This is a genomic window from Microbacterium sp. W4I4, from assembly GCF_030816235.1.
GTDB lineage: Bacteria > Actinomycetota > Actinomycetes > Actinomycetales > Microbacteriaceae > Microbacterium.
This window is the reverse complement of the sequence record NZ_JAUSXT010000001.1, coordinates 2,031,467-2,047,991: the sequence shown is the minus strand read 5'-3', so window position 1 is coordinate 2,047,991 and position 16,525 is coordinate 2,031,467. Positions and strand designations below refer to the sequence as shown.

The window sequence follows — 16,525 nt, the reverse complement described above, 5'->3', positions numbered from 1 at the left end:
ACCCGACGCACACGGAACGGAGACTGACATGGCATCCATCGATCTGAACTCGGACCTCGGCGAGAACACCCCGGACCGCATCGTCGGCGACGACGCGGCGATGCTCGAGATCGTCACCAGCGCGAACGTGGCGTGCGGGTTCCACGCGGGCAGCCCCGAGGGCATCCGCGAGACCCTCGCCGCCGCGGTCCGGGGCGGCGTCGTGATCGGCGCGCACCCCGGCTACCGCGACTACGAGAACTTCGGGCGCACGAACGTCGAGATCGACTCGGCGACGCTGCAGGCGCACGTCGAGTATCAGCTCGGCGCGCTCTCGGCACTGACGGCGGCGGTCGGCGGCACGGTCGCGTATGTGAAGCCGCACGGCGCGCTGTACAACACCATCGCCCGCGACGAGCGTCAGGCGGCGGATGTCGTCGCCGCGATCAAGGCGATCGATCCGAGCCTGGTGCTGCTGGGCCTCGCCGGTGGCGTCATTCTCGAGGTGGCCGAGAGGGCCGGGCTGCAGGTGGCCGCCGAAGCCTTCGCCGACCGCGCCTACCTGCCCGACGGCGGACTCGTCTCGCGCACGCAGGAGGGCGCGGTGCTGCACGACGCGCAGGCCGTCGCCGAGCGGATGGTGCGTTTCGCCGAGTCCGGCATGATCCGCGCGATCGACGGCACGGATGTGCGCGTCGATGCGCAGTCGATCTGCGTGCACGGCGACAGTGCGGGCGCCATCGCGATGGCGACGGAGACCAAGCGGATGCTGCAGGAGGCCGGCGTCACGATAGCGCCGTTCGCGACAGTCGGAGTCTGATGCGCATCCTCACGGCATCCGATCGCGCCCTGCTCGTCGAGGCGGCAGACCTCGACGAGGCCATGCGGCTGAACCTCGCCTGGGACGGAGCGCCCGGCGTGGTCGAGCGCATCCCTGGGGCGCGGACGGTGCTGGTGCGCTTCGACCCGCTGCGAGTGTCGGCCGCCGAGCTCGCTCGGGTTCTCGAGGCGACCGAGGTGGATGCCGAGCACGTCCCGCACACCGGCGAAGCGACCATCCCGGTGCGCTACGACGGCGAGGACCTCGACGACGTCGCCCGGCTGCTCGATGTCTCGGCCGAGGAGGTCGTGAACCGGCACCTGGCCGCCGATTGGCAGGTCGCGTTCTCGGGCTTCGCCCCCGGCTTCGGCTACACCGTCGGCAGCGACCCGATCTTCGACGTGCCGCGGCGCTCGTCGCCGCGCACCCGCGTGCCGGCCGGATCCGTCGCGCTCGCCGGACACTTCACCGGCGTCTATCCGCGCGAGAGCCCGGGCGGCTGGCAGCTGATCGGACGCACGGACGCCGCCATGTGGGACATCGACCGCGACCCGCCTGCCCTGCTGTCGCCGGGCACGCTGGTCAGGTTCGAGCGGGCCGGGCGGGAGACGATCGACGGTGGGCCGGGTGCTTCGACAGGCTCAGCAACCCAGTCGACCTCGGTCCCTGAGCCTGTCGAAGGGCGCCGACTCGCTGTGGAGGTGGTCCGTCCCTCGCTCCAGCTGCTCGTGCAGGACCTCGGTCGCTTCGGGCACGCCGCTCTGGGCGTCTCGGCATCCGGCGTCGCCGACCGCACGGCGCTGCGCGACGCGAACCGCGCCGTCGGCAACGATTCCGGCGCGGCCGTTCTGGAGAGCGTCGGGGGAGCAGTTCTCCGCTTCCACGGCGACGGCGTCGCCGCAGTCGCCGGTGCGATCGGAGAGCTGATGCTGACGGATGCCGCGGGCCTCGCCCGCACGATCGCGCACGGCGCTCCGTTCGCCGTCGTCGACGGCGACGAACTCGTCCTTGGGCACCCCGTGAACGGCGTGCGCTACGTGATCGCGGCACGAGGTGGCATCCTCGCCGCACCGGCGCTCGGCAGCACGGCATCCGACACGCTCTCCGGCGTCGGTCCCGCTCCGCTCTCCGCGGGCGACGTCGTCGGCATCGGCACCGGCGCTCCGCACGCTGTCGACCCGCATCCGCAGGCGCGGGAGCTGCCGGCATCCGGCGACCTCGTCACCCTGGACCTCACGCTCGGCCCGCGCGACGACTGGTTCACGCCGGCCGCGCTGCAGACGCTGATCGGACAGGACTGGACGGTCACCCCGCGCTCCGACCGGGTCGGCATCCGCCTGCACGGCGACACCCCGCTGGAGCGCTCCGTTCCGGGCGAGCTGCCCAGCGAGGGCGCCGTCACCGGGGCGATCCAGGTGCCGCCGGACGGACAGCCCGTGCTGTTCCTGCCCGATCATCCGCTCACCGGCGGCTATCCGATCATCGGCGCTCTCACCGACCGCTGCCTCGACCTCGCCGGTCAGCTGCCGCCCGGCACCCGCATCCGCTTCCGCATCGTCGATCCGTCCGCGCGCGCCGCTCTGGTTCCGTCGTCCGGAGCCGCCGCCACCCAGGCGGCGAGTCGCGAGGCGACACGTCGTGCGGCACCCGCAGACTCCGGGCGGCCGCACGCTGACCCCACCGAGGAAGGCACCTCATGAAGAAGATCCTCATCGCCAATCGCGGCGAGATCGCCGTTCGCGTGATCCGCGCCTGCGCCGAGGCCGGGTATATGTCGATCGCGGTATACGCCGACCAGGATGTGGATGCTCTGCATGTGCGCCTGGCCGATGAGGCCGTCAGCCTGGGTGGATCGACCGCCCCCGAGACGTACCTGTCCATCGTGGCGCTGCTCGACGCCGCTCAGCGCAGCGGGGCGGATGCGGTGCACCCCGGCTATGGGTTCCTCTCCGAGAGCGCAGACTTCGCGCGTGCCGTGGAAGACGCCGGACTGATCTGGATCGGCCCTACGCCTGCGAGCATCGGGAAGCTCGGTGACAAGATGACCGCACGGCGCATAGCCGAGCGCGTCGGGGCGCCGCTGGCCGCCGGCACCGACCACCCGCTGGAGGGCCCCGCAGAGGCAGTTGCCTTCGCCGAGGAGCACGGCGTGCCGATCGCGATCAAGGCCGCGTTCGGCGGCGGTGGCCGCGGCATCAAGGTGGTCCGTGAGCTCTCCGAGGTCGCCGAGGCGTTCGACGCGGCGACGCGCGAGGCGATCGTGGCTTTCGGCCGCGGCGAGTGCTTCGTGGAGCGGTTCCTGGAGAGCCCGCGCCACATCGAGGTGCAGGTGCTCGGCGACGGCCAGGGCGGCGTCATCGTGGTGGGCGACCGCGACTGCTCCATGCAGCGCCGCAACCAGAAGCTCATCGAAGAGGCCCCCGCACCCGGGTTGACCGACGAGCAGCGCGCGCGCCTGCACGAGGCCGCGCGTCTGATCTGCGCCGAGGTCGACTATCGCAGCGCCGGCACGGTCGAGTTCATGCTGGCCGCCGACGGCACGCTGTCGTTCCTGGAGGTCAACACCCGCCTGCAGGTCGAGCACCCGGTCACCGAAGAGGTCACCGGCGTCGACCTGGTGCGCGAGCAGTTCCGCATCGCGTTCGGCGAAGGGCTCTCGCTCACCGAGACTCCTGAGCCGCACGGGCACGCGTTCGAGTTCCGCATCAACGCCGAGGACCCGGGTCGCGGTTTCCTGCCCAGCCCCGGCACGGTCGACGTGCTGCGCGTGCCCGGTGGCCCCGGCGTGCGGTGGGACAGCGGCATCGAGGCCGGGGATGCCGTCCAGCCCGCGTTCGACTCCATGATCGCCAAACTCATCGTGCACGCCGACACCCGCGATGCCGCCCTCGTGCGTGCGCGCCGGGCGCTGCGTGAACTGGTCGTCGAGGGCCCCGCGACCGTGATCGACTTCGACCGTCTCGCGATCGACCAGCCCGAGTTCACCACGGCGGAGTTCGCCGTGCACACGCAATGGATCGAAAGCACCCTGCTGCCGCGGCTGGAGCCGCAGCTGCGGCCCGCCCCGGCATCCGATGCCGGTCTGCAGCGCTTCCCGGTCGAGATCGACGGACGTCGGGTGATGCTCGGCCTGCCGACCGCCCTGCTCGCCGGATTCGCCGGTGCTGCGGCATCCGCTCCTGCCCCGGCGCAGGCCGATCCCGCAGAGCTGCGCGCGCCCGCCCCGGGGACGCTCGTGCGCTGGCTGGTCGACGACGGCGCGGAGGTCGCGGAGGGCGACGCCGTCGCCGTGCTGGACGCGATGAAGATGGAGACCCCCGTCACCGCGCACCGTGCGGGCGCCCTGACGCACGGCGCCGCGGTGGGCGACATGATCGCCGCGGATGCCGTGATCGCCCGCGTCGGCTGACCACACCCGGTCGGCGGGTATGTCTCAGAAATGACGGGTGCTGCTGCGGCGGACCCGCCACACCTGACCCCTCGCACATTGCATGTCCCAGAAACGATGGGTGCTCCTGCGAGTGACCCGCCTCAGCTGGGACATGCCCGGCATCCGCCCGGCCCGGCTCAGAGCTCGGCGGCGTGGAAGGTCAGCATCCGCACCGCCGCCTCGACGGTCGCGGCGAGAACCCGATCTGGATCGCCGTCGATCCTCAGCAGCCGGTGCCCCACCGCGGCGCGCGTGGCCCAGCCCAGGTACACGGTGCCGGGCGGATGACCGTTCTCGGCATCCGGTCCGCCCACGCCCGTCGTCGACACGGCGATGTCCACATCGAACAGCTCCCGCGCACCGCGTGCCAGCTGCTCGGCGCAGGATGCCGAACACGGATCCGTGCCGGGCTCCAGGCCGAGCACGCGCTCCTTCGTGTCCATCATGTACGCGACGATTCCCCCGGCGAACCATTCGCTGGCCTGCTCGCCCGCACCGACTGCACCGGCCAACGTCCCGGAGGTGAGCGATTCGGCGACGGCCACCCGCAGGCCGCGCGCACGGGCTGTGTCGCTGAGCTGTGTCACATCGTCCATGTCGACGAAGCTACCGCGAGCACTGCCGGGGAGACCCGGGGTTGACAGCCACCGGCATCCGCTGCACCGCACCGGAGGAGAACGCACGAAGGGGAGGAGTCCGCACGCCGGAATGATCCTCCGGATCGTGCGATCTCCTCCCGTTCGAGTGGGAGTCGGCTGGTTACTCCGGGTCGCCGCCCAGAGGGCCTACCGCGGGGATCGGGCCACCGTCGTCCGCCCCCGTCCTGCGGGCCCGCGCGATGGCGTTGCCCAGGTGGTAGATGAGCAGCGCGGCAACGGTGCCGATCACGATCGCACCGAGCTGGAACGCACCCCAGTTCATCGCGAAGCCGCCGACGGCGATCACGAACGAGACCGCGACCGTGTACTGGTTGACCGGGCGGGAGAAGTCCACGCGGTTGTCGACCCAGATCTTGATGCCGATGACGCCGATCAGACCGTACAGCGCGGTGGTCACGCCGCCGAGCACACCGGCGGGGATCGATGCGAAGATCACGCCGATCTTCGGAGAGAACGCGAGCAGGATCGCCGCGCCGCCGGCCACCCAGTACGCCGCGGTCGAGTAGACGCGAGTCGCGGCCATCACTCCGATGTTCTCGCCGTACGTCGTCGTGGCGGAGCCGCCGAATCCGCCGGCCAGAGTCGTGGCGAGACCGTCGGCGACCAGCGCGCGACCGGTGTGCTTGTTGATCGACGGGTCGTTGGTCATGGTGGCGACACCGCGCACGTGCCCGACGTTCTCGGCGATGAGCACCAGCACGACCGGCAGGAACATCGGCACGTACAGCCAGGCCGCAGGGTCGGTGACCGCCGCGAGGTGGAACTGCGGCAGCCCGATCCAGGCGGCCTCCGCGACGCCGTCGAACTTCACCTGACCGGTGAGCAGTGCGACGACGTACCCGACGATCACGCCGAGGAAGATCGAGATGCGGCCCAGGAACCCGCGGAACAGCACGCTGAACAGCACGACCGCGACCAGCGTGACCGAGGCCAGTTCAGGCTGCAGTGTGAAGTTGTTCCAGGCGGCGGGCGCCAGGTTGAAGCCGATCAGGGCGACGATGGAGCCGGCCACCACCGGAGGCATGAACCGGTCGATCCACTGCACGCCGACGGCCTGCACGAGGAAGCCGATGCCGGCCAGCAGCACGCCGACCACGAGCACACCGAGCAGCGCCTGAGTGATCTGCTGCGCGTTCTCGAGCGCCTGGCCGGCATTGATCGCCGTGATCGGTGCGAGGAACGCGAACGACGAGCCGAGGTAGCTGGGCAGGCGGTTGCGGGTGAGCAGCAGGAACAGCAGCGTTCCGATGCCCGAGAACAGCAGCGTCGTCGACACCGGGAAGCCCGTGATGATCGGCACGAGGAACGTGGCGCCGAACATCGCGATGACGTGCTGAGCGCCGATCGCGAAGGTCGCGGGCCAGTTCAGCCGCTCGTCCGGTCGGACGACCTGGTCGGGGGCGACGTTGCGGCCGTCGCCGTGGATCTTCCATACCGGCATGAGGGCTCCTCGGGGGGTTCGGGATCAGGGCCGAGGAAACACTATCGGGTGAGTGTCGGATGCCAAGGGTAGAAAGGATCCCGGAAGGGTAGAATCATGGCATGAGCCTGAACATCAAGAACGAGAAGGTGCACGACCTCGTGCGTCAGCTCGCCGAGCTGACGGGGCAGTCTCAGACGAGCGCGGTGGAGGATGCCGTGCGCCGGCGGCTCGATGAGATCCGCAATGAGCGTGATGACGCTGATCTGCAGCGGAAACGGCGGATCAGGGAATCGATTGCAAGGCTGCAGGCGCTTCCCGATATCGGGCCGAGCTACGAGCAGATCATGGACGAGATGTACGACGAGATGGGCCTGCCGCGATGATCGTCGACACCTCGGTGTGGATGGCGATCATCATGCAGGAGATCGAGGCGGAGCATTTCGTCGACCTGATCGAGAGTCGATCGGTGACGATCTCGGCGGGAACCCTCGTTGAGACAGAGATCGTGGTGCACCGGCGGCGCGGAGAGCCTGCGCTGAATGAACTTCGTGAGCTCCTGCGGCGCGTGCGCGCTGAGATCGTCTCGGTCGATGAGCGCCAGGCGCGCATCGCTACGGACGCCTACCGGCGCTATGGCCGCGGATCGGGGAGCCCCGCACGCCTGAACTACGGCGACTGCTTCAGCTATGCGCTCGCCATCGCCCGCGACGAGCCCCTGCTCTTCAAGGGCGATGACTTCGTGCACACGGACGTGCGCGTCGCGGCATCCTGATCAGGCGGTCAGCCGCGTGATCAGCTCGCGATACCGGTCTGCGGTCCGCGAGACGATCTCCTCGGGCAGCACGGGCGGCTCGCCCTGCTTGTCCCAGTTCGCGGCCAGCCAGTCGCGCACGATCTGCTTGTCGAAGCTCGCCATCCGCTCCTCGGGCGTCGCGGCTGTCTTCCACGTCTCGGCATCCCAGTAGCGGGAGGAGTCGCTGGTGAGCACCTCATCGGCCAGGTGCAGGATGCCGGCGGCATCCGTCCCGAACTCGAACTTCGTGTCGGCGAGGATCAAGCCCTTCTCCTCGGCGATCGCGGCGGCGCGCGCGTACAGGGAGAGGGACGTGTCGCGCAGTTCGGCGGCGCGGTCGGCGCCGACGAGCTCGACGACCTTCTCGAAGGCGATGTTCTCGTCGTGCTCGCCCATCGGCGCCTTGTAGGCCGGGGTGAACAGCGGCTCCGGGAGGCGGTCGCCGTTCTTCAGCCCGGCCGGCAGCGGGATGCCGCAGACGGTGCCGCTCTCGACGTACTCGGCCCAGCCGGAGCCGGTGATGTAGCCGCGGACGACGCACTCGATCGGCAGCATCTCCAGCGCCATCGCGAGCATGGCGCGGCCGGCCACGGCATCCGGGATCTCACCGGCGACGAGGTGATTCGGCACGTCGTGGAGCTGATCGAACCACCAGTTGCTCAGTGTCGTGAGCAGCTCGCCCTTGTTCGGGATGCCGGGGGAGAGCACGAAGTCGAACGCGCTCACCCGATCGGATGCCACGACCAGGATGCGCGTGTCGCCCGGATCCTCCGAGGCATACAGGTCGCGGACCTTGCCGGAGTAGAGGTGACGCCAGCCGGGGATGCTCTGTGCTTCGCTCACGTGTCCATCATGGCATCCGCCGGCCGGCGGTCCCGTCCGTCTTTCGACTCAGTGCGCGTTGAGGACCGCCCAGGCGATCAGGCTGTCGATGCGGCGGACATCGGCGCCCTTGGACAGCTTCACCTTGATGTGTCCTGCCTTCGTCCACAGCTCGAGCTCGGAGTTCCAATCCAGAGTCCCGGCGTTCTCCGACGACCACATCAGGATGGAGCTGTACGGCAGCGAATGGATCTCGACCTTCTTGCCGGTGATGCCCTGCGCGTCGCGCACGATAAGGCGCTTGGTCGTGAAAGTCGCGGAGTCGCGGAAGGTCTTGAACGATGTGATCGCCTGCTCGCCGTCGGCGAGCAGCGACTGCACGTCGGGCGGGACGGGGATCTCGCTCTGCAGAGTCCAGCTGAGGATGGCTGCGGTCTCCATGGAATGTCCTTTCGTGTGGCGCTCCGGGCGGCGCAGAGGCCGCCCGGAGCGGGGGTGGGAACGCCCGGCGCAGGGGTCAGTCGTTCAGATGGGCGATGGCGTAGTCGGCCTCGGCGGCCGTGAACTTCTCGCCGTACTCGCTGGTGAGCTGGTCGCGGATCGCGGCGGGCGACATCGACATGGTCGTCTGGTAGTCCTTCGCCTTGGCGAGTGCGTTCGCGTTCCAGTCCGCCTGCAGGGTGTCGACGGCGTACTGCGCGGCCTCCGGTGCGAACTTCTCGCCGTACTCGCTGGTGAGCTGGTCGTAGATGCCCGCCTTGCTCATGTGCATCAGCGCGGAGTACGACTCGGCCTTCTTCAGCGCGGAGGTGTACTCGACGGGGACGGCAGGTTCGACGGGCTCGGCGGGAGCCTCCTCCACGGCGGGCTCCTCGGGCTCCTCGGTGGGTTCGGCGGGAGCATCCGCGTCCTTCTCGGCCGGCGCGACGGCTGCGGGCCGGTCCGCCGCGGGGACGGGCGCGGCGGGCTTCGGGTCGACGATGTTCATGACGAGGCCCAAGGCGATCAGCGCGCCCATCACGATCCAGGCGATCTTCTTGTGCTGGTCGTAGCCGGCGAGGCTGCGTCCGGTGGAGTCCCGCGCGGCGCCGACGAGTACGAGCACCAGGTCGACCAGGAACCAGATCCCGAGACCGCCGAGGGTGACGAGCTTGAGGAGGCCGGTGCCGACCTTGCCGAGGTAGAAGCGGTCGACTCCGAAGACGCCCAGCAGCAGCGAGAGCAGCCAGGTGACGAGGAACGACTTGTCGCCGACGCTCGCCCCCGGCGCCCCGCTGGCCGGATGCGGCATCGGGGGCGCGATCGGAGCCGGCGCGGCCGGCGCCGCGGGGGGCGCGCTGGGAGGAATCGGAGTGCTGTTGTCGAAGCTCATGATGGGTGTCCTTGTGTCAGTTGGAAAGGGAAGGATGCGGACGCCGAGGTCCCCAGCCGCTGCGTCCAGCCGCTCGGTGTCCGCACCGGTTCTCAGACTCGCAATCGGCACCGCGGTGGCGGATCGGCCGTCCGGGCACACCCGCCTCCGCCGTTCGGGGGAGGATGCTGGTGCCGGTCGGCCGATCCACGACGTCGGCGGCGGGCCATACGCTCGTGCTGTGCCCTCCATGAGCAGTCCCGCCACCGAACCGCGCCGCCGTCGCGCGGCGTTCTTCGGGAGCTCCGTCGGACTGGTCGTGATGGGGATCGTGTTCGACGTGGGCGCTTCGATGAACGTGCCCGGCGTCGCCGAGCTGCAGGTGGGCGAGGACGCCCGGATGACCGTGACCGACTCCGGTACTGCGCTCACGATGCTGGTGATCGCGGCCTGGATCACCGTCGTCTGGCGCCGGCGGATGCCGTTGCTCGCGCTCGTCGCAGGCTGTGTGCTCGCCGTGGTCGGCGTCTCGTACGTCCTCCTGCTCGTCGGGGCTGTGGCCGTCGTGCGCCGCGAACCCCGGCGGATGACCTGGGTCGCCGGCATCACAGCGGCACTCGTGATGCTGTTCGCGATACGGGAGGCCCTCACCGGCTGGGGAGGCGCGCTGCCCTGGTACTTCACCACGCGCGCTGATGCGCAGTACGAGCCGACCTGGATCGTGATGTCGTTCGTCTGGGCGGTCGTCTCCCTCGGCGCCGCGACGGGCATCGCCCTGTACGGGCGGGCGCGTCGCGAGGCGATGGACAGCGATCAGCGGGCGCAGCGAGAGCTGCAGCGTGCCGATCTGCTGACGGAGCAGATGGTCCGGCAGGCCGAGCGGGAGCGGATCGCGCGGGACATGCACGATGCCCTCGCGCACAGGCTGTCGGTGGTGTCGCTGCATGCGGGTGCCCTGGAAGTCGCTGCTGGTCAGGCGGCGGGTGCAGGCGGCGGCGTCGGTCAGGATGCCGGAGAGATCGCACGCACCGTGCGAGAGCAGACCCATGCCGCCCTCCAGGACATGCGTGGGCTGATCGGCGATCTGCGTGGTGGGGCGACCGCACCCTCCGCGGGCCCGGCCACCACCTCGGCGATCGGGGCGCTGCTGGTCGACCTGCGACGTGGCGGCGCGCAGATCAGCGCGTTCGTCGTGATCGAGTCGCCCGAGCGGAGTGCCGCGCTGTTCGACAGCGCGGTCTTCCGGATCGTGCAGGAGTCGCTCACCAACGCCGTCAAGCACGCGCCGGGGGTGCAGATCGAGGTCTACGTGCGAACGGACCCGAAGACCGGGGCCCGCATCCGCGTGGAGAATCCGGTCTCCGTGCGGTCCATCGAGACCGGCATCGTGCCCGGAGGCGGCAATGGAACCGTCGGCATCCGAGAGCGCGCGGCCGCCCTGGACGGCACCGCCTGGATCGGCGCGCACGACGGCACCTTCATCGTGGACGTCACCCTTCCCTGGCAGGAGCGGGGATAGCAGCGAGGAGCGTCCGAGCCCGGCGCTAGGCTCGGTGCGTGACCACAGCAGAAGTACCCACTCCGGTGCGCGTGCTCGTCGTGGACGACGAGCTGCTGATCCGCAGCGGCTTCCGCTTCGTGCTCGCCGTGCACCCCGGGATCGAGGTCGTCGGCGAAGCGGCGGACGGGGCGGAGGCCATCGAGTACGTGCGCGCCCACCATCCCGATGTGGTGCTGATGGATGTGCGGATGCCGCTGATGGGCGGGCCCGAGGCGACCAGCGTCATCGTCGCCCAATCGAGCGCGCGCGTTCTCGCGATGACCAGCATCGACGCCGAGGACCAGCTGCTGCGGATGCTGAGCGCCGGCGCCAGCGGTTACCTGCTCAAGGACGAGTCTCCGGAGCGGATCGTGGATGCCGTGCTCCGCACTGCTGCGGGCGAGACCGTCGTCTCCGGCCGCAGCACCGCGCAGCTCGTGCGCCGGGCGGTCGAGACCGAGGGCGGAACCGGTCGCAGCGCGGCGCAGGAGCGCGTGGCGTCGCTCACCGAGCGGGAGCGCGATGTCGCGGTCGGCGTAGCCACCGGCGGCACGAACCAGGAGATCGGCGCCACTCTGCACATCTCCAGCGGCACCGTGAAGACCCACCTCGAGCAGGTGTTCGCGAAGTTCGGCGTACGCAGTCGCGTGCAGGTCGGGGTGATCCTCGAGCGCGCGGGTCTCGGCCCCGTCGACGTCTGAACGGCAACGGATTCGACTGTCTGATCCCGGGTGTAGCGTTGCGCCGTGACTGACGCCGCTTCGAACCGCACCTCCGGGCCCTCGACCGGAACCTACGCGCACGGGCACAAGCCCACCAGCCCCTGGCCCGCGCTCTGGGCGCTGGTGATCGGGTTCTTCATGATCCTGGTCGACACCACGATCGTGTCGGTCGCGAACCCCGCCATCAAGGCGGCACTCGACCCCGACACGAACAACCTCGACAACGTCGTGTGGGTCACCAGCGCCTACCTGCTGGCCTACGCCGTGCCGCTGCTGATCACCGGGCGCCTCGGCGACCGCTTCGGCCCGAAGAACATCTACCTGATCGGGCTGGTCGTCTTCACCGCGGCGTCGCTGTGGAGCGGCCTGTCGACCACACTCACGGGCCTGGTCATCGCGCGCGCGGTGCAGGGACTGGGTGCCGCATTCATGACGCCGCAGACCATGGCAGTGATCACACGCACCTTCCCGCCCGAGCGGCGCGGTGCCGCGATGGGGCTGTGGGGTGCCACCGCCGGCGTCGCGACCCTGGTCGGCCCGCTGCTGGGCGGGCTGCTCGTCGACGGCTTCGGCTGGGAGTGGATCTTCTACATCAACATCCCGGTCGGCGTCGCGGCCTTCGTGCTGGCCTGGATCTACGTGCCGAAGCTGCAGACGCATCCGCACCGCTTCGACTACGTCGGTGTCGTGCTGAGCGCCGCCGCGCTGTTCCTGATCGTCTTCGGGCTGCAGGAGGGGCAGAAGTACGACTGGGGAACCATCGCCGGGCCCATCTCGGTCTGGGGCATGATCATCGCCGGACTCGTGCTGCTGGTCGTGTTCGTCCTGCAGCAGTGGAAGACCAAGAGCGAAGCGCTCGTGCCGCTCGCGCTCTTCAAGGACCGCAACTTCGCGGCATCCAATCTGGGCATCGCCGCGGTCGGGTTCACCGTGACGAGCATGTCACTGCCTTTCATGTTCTTCCTGCAGCTGGCCCGCGGGCTCACCCCGACCGAGTCTGCGCTGCTGCTGATCCCGATGGCGGTCATCTCCGGCGTGCTCGCCCCGTTCGCAGGCTCCCTGCTCGACCGGATCGACCCGCGCTTCATCCTCATCCCCGGCCTGCTCTGCGTGGCAGGCGGCGTGCTGTGGAACGCCGCGCTGATGAATGTCGAGACCCTGACGTGGATGTTCCTGCTGCCCTCAGCGCTGCTCGGCATCGGCAACGCCGGCATGTGGGGCCCGCTGGCCACCGAGGCCACCCGCAACCTCCCACCGCGTCAGGCCGGAGCCGGCGCCGGCATCTACAACACCACGCGCACGATCGGCTCGGTGATCGGCTCGGCTGCCATCGCCGCATTCATGCAGGCGCGCCTGGAGGCGAACCTGCCGGGTCTGGATCAGGCGCCGAGCGGCTTCGGCGCGGGCGGCAAGATGCCGGATGCCGTGGCGGAGGGTTTCTCGGCGGGCATGGCGCAGTCGATGCTGCTGCCCGTCGGCGTGATGCTCATCGCGCTGATCGCCGCGGTGTTCATCGGACGCTACAAGGGCAAGAGCGCCGACGAGCTGCGCTGACAGGACGAACGAAGGCGGGTCGCCCGGCAGATCTGCCGGGCGACCCACCTTTCCCCTCCGGTCGCGGTGTCAGCGCGTCGCGAACGCCGCGTCGAACGCGGCATCCGACGGCTTGTACGTCGACAGCTTCGTGACGAACTCGAGAGCCTCCGGGGCGCCCACCAGGCGGTCCATTCCGGCATCCTCCCACTCGATCGACAGCGGGCCCTCGTAGCCGATCGCGTTCAGCATCCGGAACGCGTCCTCCCACGGCACGTCGCCGTGGCCGGTGGAGATGAAGTCCCAGCCGCGCCGCGGGTCTGCCCACGGCAGGTGCGACGAGAGACGGCCGTTGCGTCCGTTGCCCAGGCGCTTCTTCGTGTCCTTGCAATGCACGTTGTAGATGATGTCCTGGAAGTCCCAGAGGAACGCGACCGGATCGATGTCCTGCCACACCATGTGCGACGGGTCCCAGTTCAGGCCGAACGCCTTGCGGTGACCGATCGCCTCGAGGGTGCGCTTGGTGGTCCAGTAGTCGTAGGCGATCTCGGAGGGATGCACTTCGTGCGCGAAGCGCACGCCGACCTCGTCGAAGACGTCGAGGATCGGGTTCCAGCGGTCGGCGAAGTCCTGGTAGCCGGCCTCCACCATCTCGTCGGTGGCCGGCGGGAACATCGCGACGTACTTCCAGATCGACGACCCCGTGAATCCGGTGACCGTCTTCACGCCCAGCTTCGCGGCAAGGCGTGCGGTGTGCTTCATCTCCTCGGCGGCGCGCTGTCGCACGCCCTCCGGGTCGCCGTCGCCCCACACCTGGTCGGAGAGCATGTTGCGGTGGCGCTGGTCGATCGGGTCGTCGCAAACGGCCTGACCCTTGAGGTGGTTGGAGATGGCCCACACCTTCAGGCCGTTGCGCTCGAGGATGTCGAGACGACCCTGCACGTAGGCGTCGTCATCCCAGCGCCACGGGTCGAGGTGGTCGCCCCAGCAGGCGATCTCGAGGCCGTCGTAGCCCCACTCGCCTGCCAGACGGCAGACCTCTTCGAATGGAAGGTCGGCCCACTGGCCGGTGAACAGTGTGATCGGTCGTGACATCGTCGTCCTCTTCTCAGTCGGTGCACCCGGTCGGGTGGCGGATCGTGGTGGTCGGGTTCAGACTTCGGTCCAGGCGGAGCCGTCGGCCGCGCTGCGCTCGACCGCGTCGAGCACCCGCTGCACGAGCAGCCCCTCGCCGAAGTCCGGCGCCGGGGCGGTCCGTGTCGCGATCGCCTCGACGAGGTCCTTCACCTGATGCGAGAACCCGTGCTCGTAGCCGAGCATATGACCGGTCGGCCACCAGCCGGACAGATACGGATGCTCGGGCTCGGTCACCAGGATGCGGGTGAAGCCCTGCGTGCCCGCCGGACGCGTCGCGTCGTAGTGGTGCAGCGAATTCAGGTCCTCCAGGTTCCAGTACAGCGCGCCGCGATCGCCGGAGATCTCGATCTCGAGGGCGTTCTTGCGACCGGTGGCGAAGCGCGTCGCCTCGAAGGAGACCAGTGCCCCCGAGGACAGCCGTCCGGTGAAGAGGGCGAGGTCGTCGACCGTCACGATGCCGGTCCCGCCACCCGCCTTGCCGCCCAGGCCCACGGACTCGCCCATCAGCGGGCGCTCCGAGACGATGGTCTCCAGCACGCCGGAGACCCGGTCCACCGTCTGCCCGGTCACGAACTGAGTCATGTCGATCGCGTGTGCGCCGATATCGCCCAAGGATCCGGAACCCGCCCGGTCCTTCTCCAGACGCCAGGTCATCGGGGACTCCGGGTCTGCGAGCCAATCCTGCCGGTAGCTCGCCCTCACCTGCCGCACCGTGCCGATCCGGCCCTCGGCGATCAGGTCGCGCATGAGCGTGACGGCGGGAACACGGCGATAGGTGAAGCCGACCATGGACAGGCCGGGGGCGGATGCCGCCGCATCCGCCATCCGCTGCGCATCGGCGACCGTGTTGGCCAGCGGCTTCTCGCACAGCACGTGCTTGCCGGCCTCGAGCGCGGCGACGGCGATCTCGGCATGCGAGTCGCCGGGGGTGACGATGTCGATGACATCGATGTCGTCGCGCTCGACGACCGTCCGCCAGTCAGTGGCCGTCTCGCTCCAGCCCCAGCGGGTGGCATCGGCCGCGGTCCGCTCGGCATCCCGGCCCACCAGCACGGCCATCGTCGGGGCGAGGGGCAGATCGAAGGCGGCGGGCGCCTGGCGCCAGCCCACGGAGTGCGCCGCTCCCATGAATCCGTGGCCGATCATCGCCACGCGCAGTGATTTCGTCATCGTTCTCTCCGGGAATGCGTCGAGCGGGCGCCGGTGAGGGCGCCCGCCCGACGAGAGGGGGTCAGGACTCGAAGGCGAGCTTGATGAACTCGTCGACGTTGTCCTTGGTCACGACAGGCGCGTCGAGCACGATGCGGTACGGCACGCTCGGCGTGATCAGGTCGCCGAGGGTCTTGCCCTGGGCGATGAGACGCGCGAGCGCGATGCCGTCGGCGGCCTGCGTCGACGGGTAGATGACGGTCGCCTTGACGACGCTGTCGTCGGCCTTGATGCGATCCATCATGTTGACGCTGCCGGCGCCGCCGACCATGAAGAACTCGCTACGGCCCGCCGACTCGATGGCGGCCATCACGCCGACGCCCTGGTCGTCGTCGTGGTTCCAGATCGCGTCGATCTTCGGGTTGGCGGAGAGCAGCTGGGATGCCGCGCTCTCGCCGCCGGCGACGGTGAAGTCGGCGGCCACGCGGGGTCCGACCTCGAGACCGCAGGTGTCGAGGGCGTCCTTGAAACCCTGCGAGCGGTCCTGGGTCAGCGGCAGCGAGTCGATGCCGGCGATCTCGGCGACCACGGCATCCGACTTGCCGTCGAGCTGCTCGCAGATGTACGTGCCGGCGCTGACGCCCATGCCGTAGTTGTCACCGAGGATGGTGGCACGTGAGGCGAACGTGCTCGAGAACTCGCGGTCGACGTTGATGACGGGGATGCCGGCATCCATCGCCTTCTGTGCCGCCTGCGTGAGGGCGGCGCCGTCCGTCGGCAGCAGCACGATGGCGTCGACGCCGTCGTTGATGAACTTCTCGACCGCGGCGATCTGCTGGTTGGCGTCATTGGTGCCCTCGGCCTGACGCAGCTCGACGTCGTCGAACCCCTCGGCCGCAGCGATCGCGCCGGAGTTGATGGCACCGAGCCAGCCGTGGTCGGCCTCCGGTCCCGACCAGCCGATGACGACGGTGTCGCCGGACGCCTTGTTCTCGTCGCTGGTCGTGCCCTGGCGGTCGGTCGTGCTGTCCTCGGTGGTGCTGGTGCAGCCGGCCACCAGTGTGATGGCGAACAGCGCTGCCGCGCCTGCCATCAGCGGACGAAGTCCGCGCTTGCGCATGCTGAGCATGTCGTTTCCTCCTTGAAAGTGATGCAGGTGCGTGCGGA

At 69.6% G+C, this 16,525-nt stretch carries 16 protein-coding genes; 8 read left to right on the top strand and 8 right to left on the bottom strand.

The features are described from left to right. The first annotated feature begins 28 nt into the window (after positions 1-28). Genes QF046_RS09615 through QF046_RS09605 form a run of 3 tightly spaced genes read left to right on the top strand, consistent with a single transcriptional unit; the run spans position 29 to position 4,208 of the window. Positions 29-799, top strand: a complete 771-nt coding sequence (locus QF046_RS09615; RefSeq protein ID WP_307369116.1) for a LamB/YcsF family protein — start codon at positions 29-31, stop codon at positions 797-799. After that, the gene (locus tag QF046_RS09610) at positions 799-2,499 is read left to right on the top strand and encodes a 5-oxoprolinase/urea amidolyase family protein (RefSeq protein WP_307369113.1); all 1,701 of its coding nucleotides are present in this window, start codon (positions 799-801) and stop codon (positions 2,497-2,499) included. The genes QF046_RS09615 and QF046_RS09610 overlap by 1 nt, the downstream gene beginning before the upstream one ends. Then, complete coding sequence (locus QF046_RS09605) at positions 2,496-4,208, top strand: biotin carboxylase N-terminal domain-containing protein (RefSeq protein ID WP_307369110.1); 1,713 nt, start codon at positions 2,496-2,498, stop codon at positions 4,206-4,208. Before QF046_RS09610 ends, QF046_RS09605 begins: the two co-directional genes overlap by 4 nt. A 158-nt stretch (positions 4,209-4,366) precedes the next feature. Here QF046_RS09605 and QF046_RS09600 read toward each other — a convergent pair whose 3' ends face one another. Together QF046_RS09600 and QF046_RS09595 are read right to left on the bottom strand one after the other, a co-directional pair. Further along, positions 4,367-4,825, bottom strand: coding sequence for a CinA family protein (locus QF046_RS09600; RefSeq protein WP_307369106.1), 459 nt, complete (start codon positions 4,823-4,825; stop codon positions 4,367-4,369). A 163-nt stretch (positions 4,826-4,988) separates the two neighbouring features. Next, a complete protein-coding gene (locus tag QF046_RS09595) occupies positions 4,989-6,329 on the bottom strand; it encodes a uracil-xanthine permease family protein (protein ID WP_307369104.1) in 1,341 nt (446 codons plus the stop codon). 101 nt (positions 6,330-6,430) lie between these two features. On the opposite strand from QF046_RS09595, the gene QF046_RS09590 reads away from it, so the two are divergent. Then, positions 6,431-6,694: a type II toxin-antitoxin system VapB family antitoxin gene (locus tag QF046_RS09590; RefSeq protein ID WP_307369101.1), complete on the top strand. Its 264-nt coding sequence runs from the start codon at positions 6,431-6,433 to the stop codon at positions 6,692-6,694. Further along, positions 6,691-7,083 carry a type II toxin-antitoxin system VapC family toxin gene (locus QF046_RS09585; RefSeq protein ID WP_307369098.1) on the top strand — a complete coding sequence of 131 codons (393 nt, stop codon included), beginning with the start codon at positions 6,691-6,693 and terminating at the stop codon, positions 7,081-7,083. Before QF046_RS09590 ends, QF046_RS09585 begins: the two co-directional genes overlap by 4 nt. Here the strand turns inward: QF046_RS09585 and QF046_RS09580 are convergent, their stop codons facing one another. From QF046_RS09580 to QF046_RS09570, 3 genes are all read right to left on the bottom strand, one after another. After that, the gene (locus tag QF046_RS09580) at positions 7,084-7,947 is read right to left on the bottom strand and encodes a phosphoribosylaminoimidazolesuccinocarboxamide synthase (protein WP_307369093.1); all 864 of its coding nucleotides are present in this window, start codon (positions 7,945-7,947) and stop codon (positions 7,084-7,086) included. A 48-nt stretch (positions 7,948-7,995) separates the two neighbouring features. Further along, positions 7,996-8,367, bottom strand: coding sequence for a PH domain-containing protein (locus QF046_RS09575; protein WP_307369090.1), 372 nt, complete (start codon positions 8,365-8,367; stop codon positions 7,996-7,998). A 76-nt stretch (positions 8,368-8,443) separates the two neighbouring features. After that, the gene (locus tag QF046_RS09570) at positions 8,444-9,298 is read right to left on the bottom strand and encodes an Ltp family lipoprotein (protein ID WP_307369087.1); all 855 of its coding nucleotides are present in this window, start codon (positions 9,296-9,298) and stop codon (positions 8,444-8,446) included. A gap of 229 nt (positions 9,299-9,527) precedes the next feature. On the opposite strand from QF046_RS09570, the gene QF046_RS09565 reads away from it, so the two are divergent. The 3 genes from QF046_RS09565 to QF046_RS09555 are packed head-to-tail and all read left to right on the top strand — an operon-like array spanning position 9,528 to position 13,093. Next, entirely contained in the window at positions 9,528-10,796 is a 1,269-nt protein-coding gene (locus tag QF046_RS09565; protein ID WP_307372800.1) for a sensor histidine kinase, read from the top strand. 38 nt (positions 10,797-10,834) lie between these two features. Further along, entirely contained in the window at positions 10,835-11,518 is a 684-nt protein-coding gene (locus QF046_RS09560) for a response regulator transcription factor (protein ID WP_307369084.1), read from the top strand. A gap of 45 nt (positions 11,519-11,563) precedes the next feature. Further along, complete coding sequence (locus QF046_RS09555) at positions 11,564-13,093, top strand: MFS transporter (RefSeq protein ID WP_307369081.1); 1,530 nt, start codon at positions 11,564-11,566, stop codon at positions 13,091-13,093. A 69-nt stretch (positions 13,094-13,162) separates the two neighbouring features. On the opposite strand, the gene QF046_RS09550 is transcribed toward QF046_RS09555, so the two are convergent. The 3 genes from QF046_RS09550 to QF046_RS09540 all read right to left on the bottom strand — a co-directional run bounded on the left by QF046_RS09550 (position 13,163) and on the right by QF046_RS09540 (position 16,478). Continuing rightward, the gene (locus QF046_RS09550; protein ID WP_307369079.1) at positions 13,163-14,167 is read right to left on the bottom strand and encodes a sugar phosphate isomerase/epimerase; all 1,005 of its coding nucleotides are present in this window, start codon (positions 14,165-14,167) and stop codon (positions 13,163-13,165) included. A 57-nt stretch (positions 14,168-14,224) separates the two neighbouring features. Then, the gene (locus tag QF046_RS09545) at positions 14,225-15,379 is read right to left on the bottom strand and encodes a Gfo/Idh/MocA family protein (protein WP_307369076.1); all 1,155 of its coding nucleotides are present in this window, start codon (positions 15,377-15,379) and stop codon (positions 14,225-14,227) included. A gap of 61 nt (positions 15,380-15,440) precedes the next feature. Beyond that, a complete protein-coding gene (locus tag QF046_RS09540) occupies positions 15,441-16,478 on the bottom strand; it encodes a substrate-binding domain-containing protein (protein ID WP_307372798.1) in 1,038 nt (345 codons plus the stop codon). Positions 16,479-16,525: the final 47 nt, after the last annotated feature.

Excerpts from the sequence above, each read along its gene's own strand:
- QF046_RS09615 (WP_307369116.1), top strand. The coding sequence starts at position 29 with ATGGCATCCATCGATCTGAACTCGGACCTCGGCGAGAACACCCCGGAC.
- QF046_RS09590 (WP_307369101.1), top strand. The coding sequence starts at position 6,431 with ATGAGCCTGAACATCAAGAACGAGAAGGTGCACGACCTCGTGCGTCAG.
- QF046_RS09585 (WP_307369098.1), top strand. The coding sequence starts at position 6,691 with ATGATCGTCGACACCTCGGTGTGGATGGCGATCATCATGCAGGAGATC.
- QF046_RS09550 (WP_307369079.1), bottom strand. The coding sequence starts at position 14,167 with ATGTCACGACCGATCACACTGTTCACCGGCCAGTGGGCCGACCTTCCA.
- QF046_RS09540 (WP_307372798.1), bottom strand. The coding sequence starts at position 16,478 with ATGCGCAAGCGCGGACTTCGTCCGCTGATGGCAGGCGCGGCAGCGCTG.
- QF046_RS09610 (WP_307369113.1), top strand. The coding sequence starts at position 799 with ATGCGCATCCTCACGGCATCCGATCGCGCCCTGCTCGTCGAGGCGGCA.
- QF046_RS09545 (WP_307369076.1), bottom strand. The coding sequence starts at position 15,379 with ATGACGAAATCACTGCGCGTGGCGATGATCGGCCACGGATTCATGGGA.
- QF046_RS09595 (WP_307369104.1), bottom strand. The coding sequence starts at position 6,329 with ATGCCGGTATGGAAGATCCACGGCGACGGCCGCAACGTCGCCCCCGAC.
- QF046_RS09605 (WP_307369110.1), top strand. The coding sequence starts at position 2,496 with ATGAAGAAGATCCTCATCGCCAATCGCGGCGAGATCGCCGTTCGCGTG.
- QF046_RS09600 (WP_307369106.1), bottom strand. The coding sequence starts at position 4,825 with ATGGACGATGTGACACAGCTCAGCGACACAGCCCGTGCGCGCGGCCTG.
- QF046_RS09575 (WP_307369090.1), bottom strand. The coding sequence starts at position 8,367 with ATGGAGACCGCAGCCATCCTCAGCTGGACTCTGCAGAGCGAGATCCCC.
- QF046_RS09570 (WP_307369087.1), bottom strand. The coding sequence starts at position 9,298 with ATGAGCTTCGACAACAGCACTCCGATTCCTCCCAGCGCGCCCCCCGCG.
- QF046_RS09565 (WP_307372800.1), top strand. The coding sequence starts at position 9,528 with ATGAGCAGTCCCGCCACCGAACCGCGCCGCCGTCGCGCGGCGTTCTTC.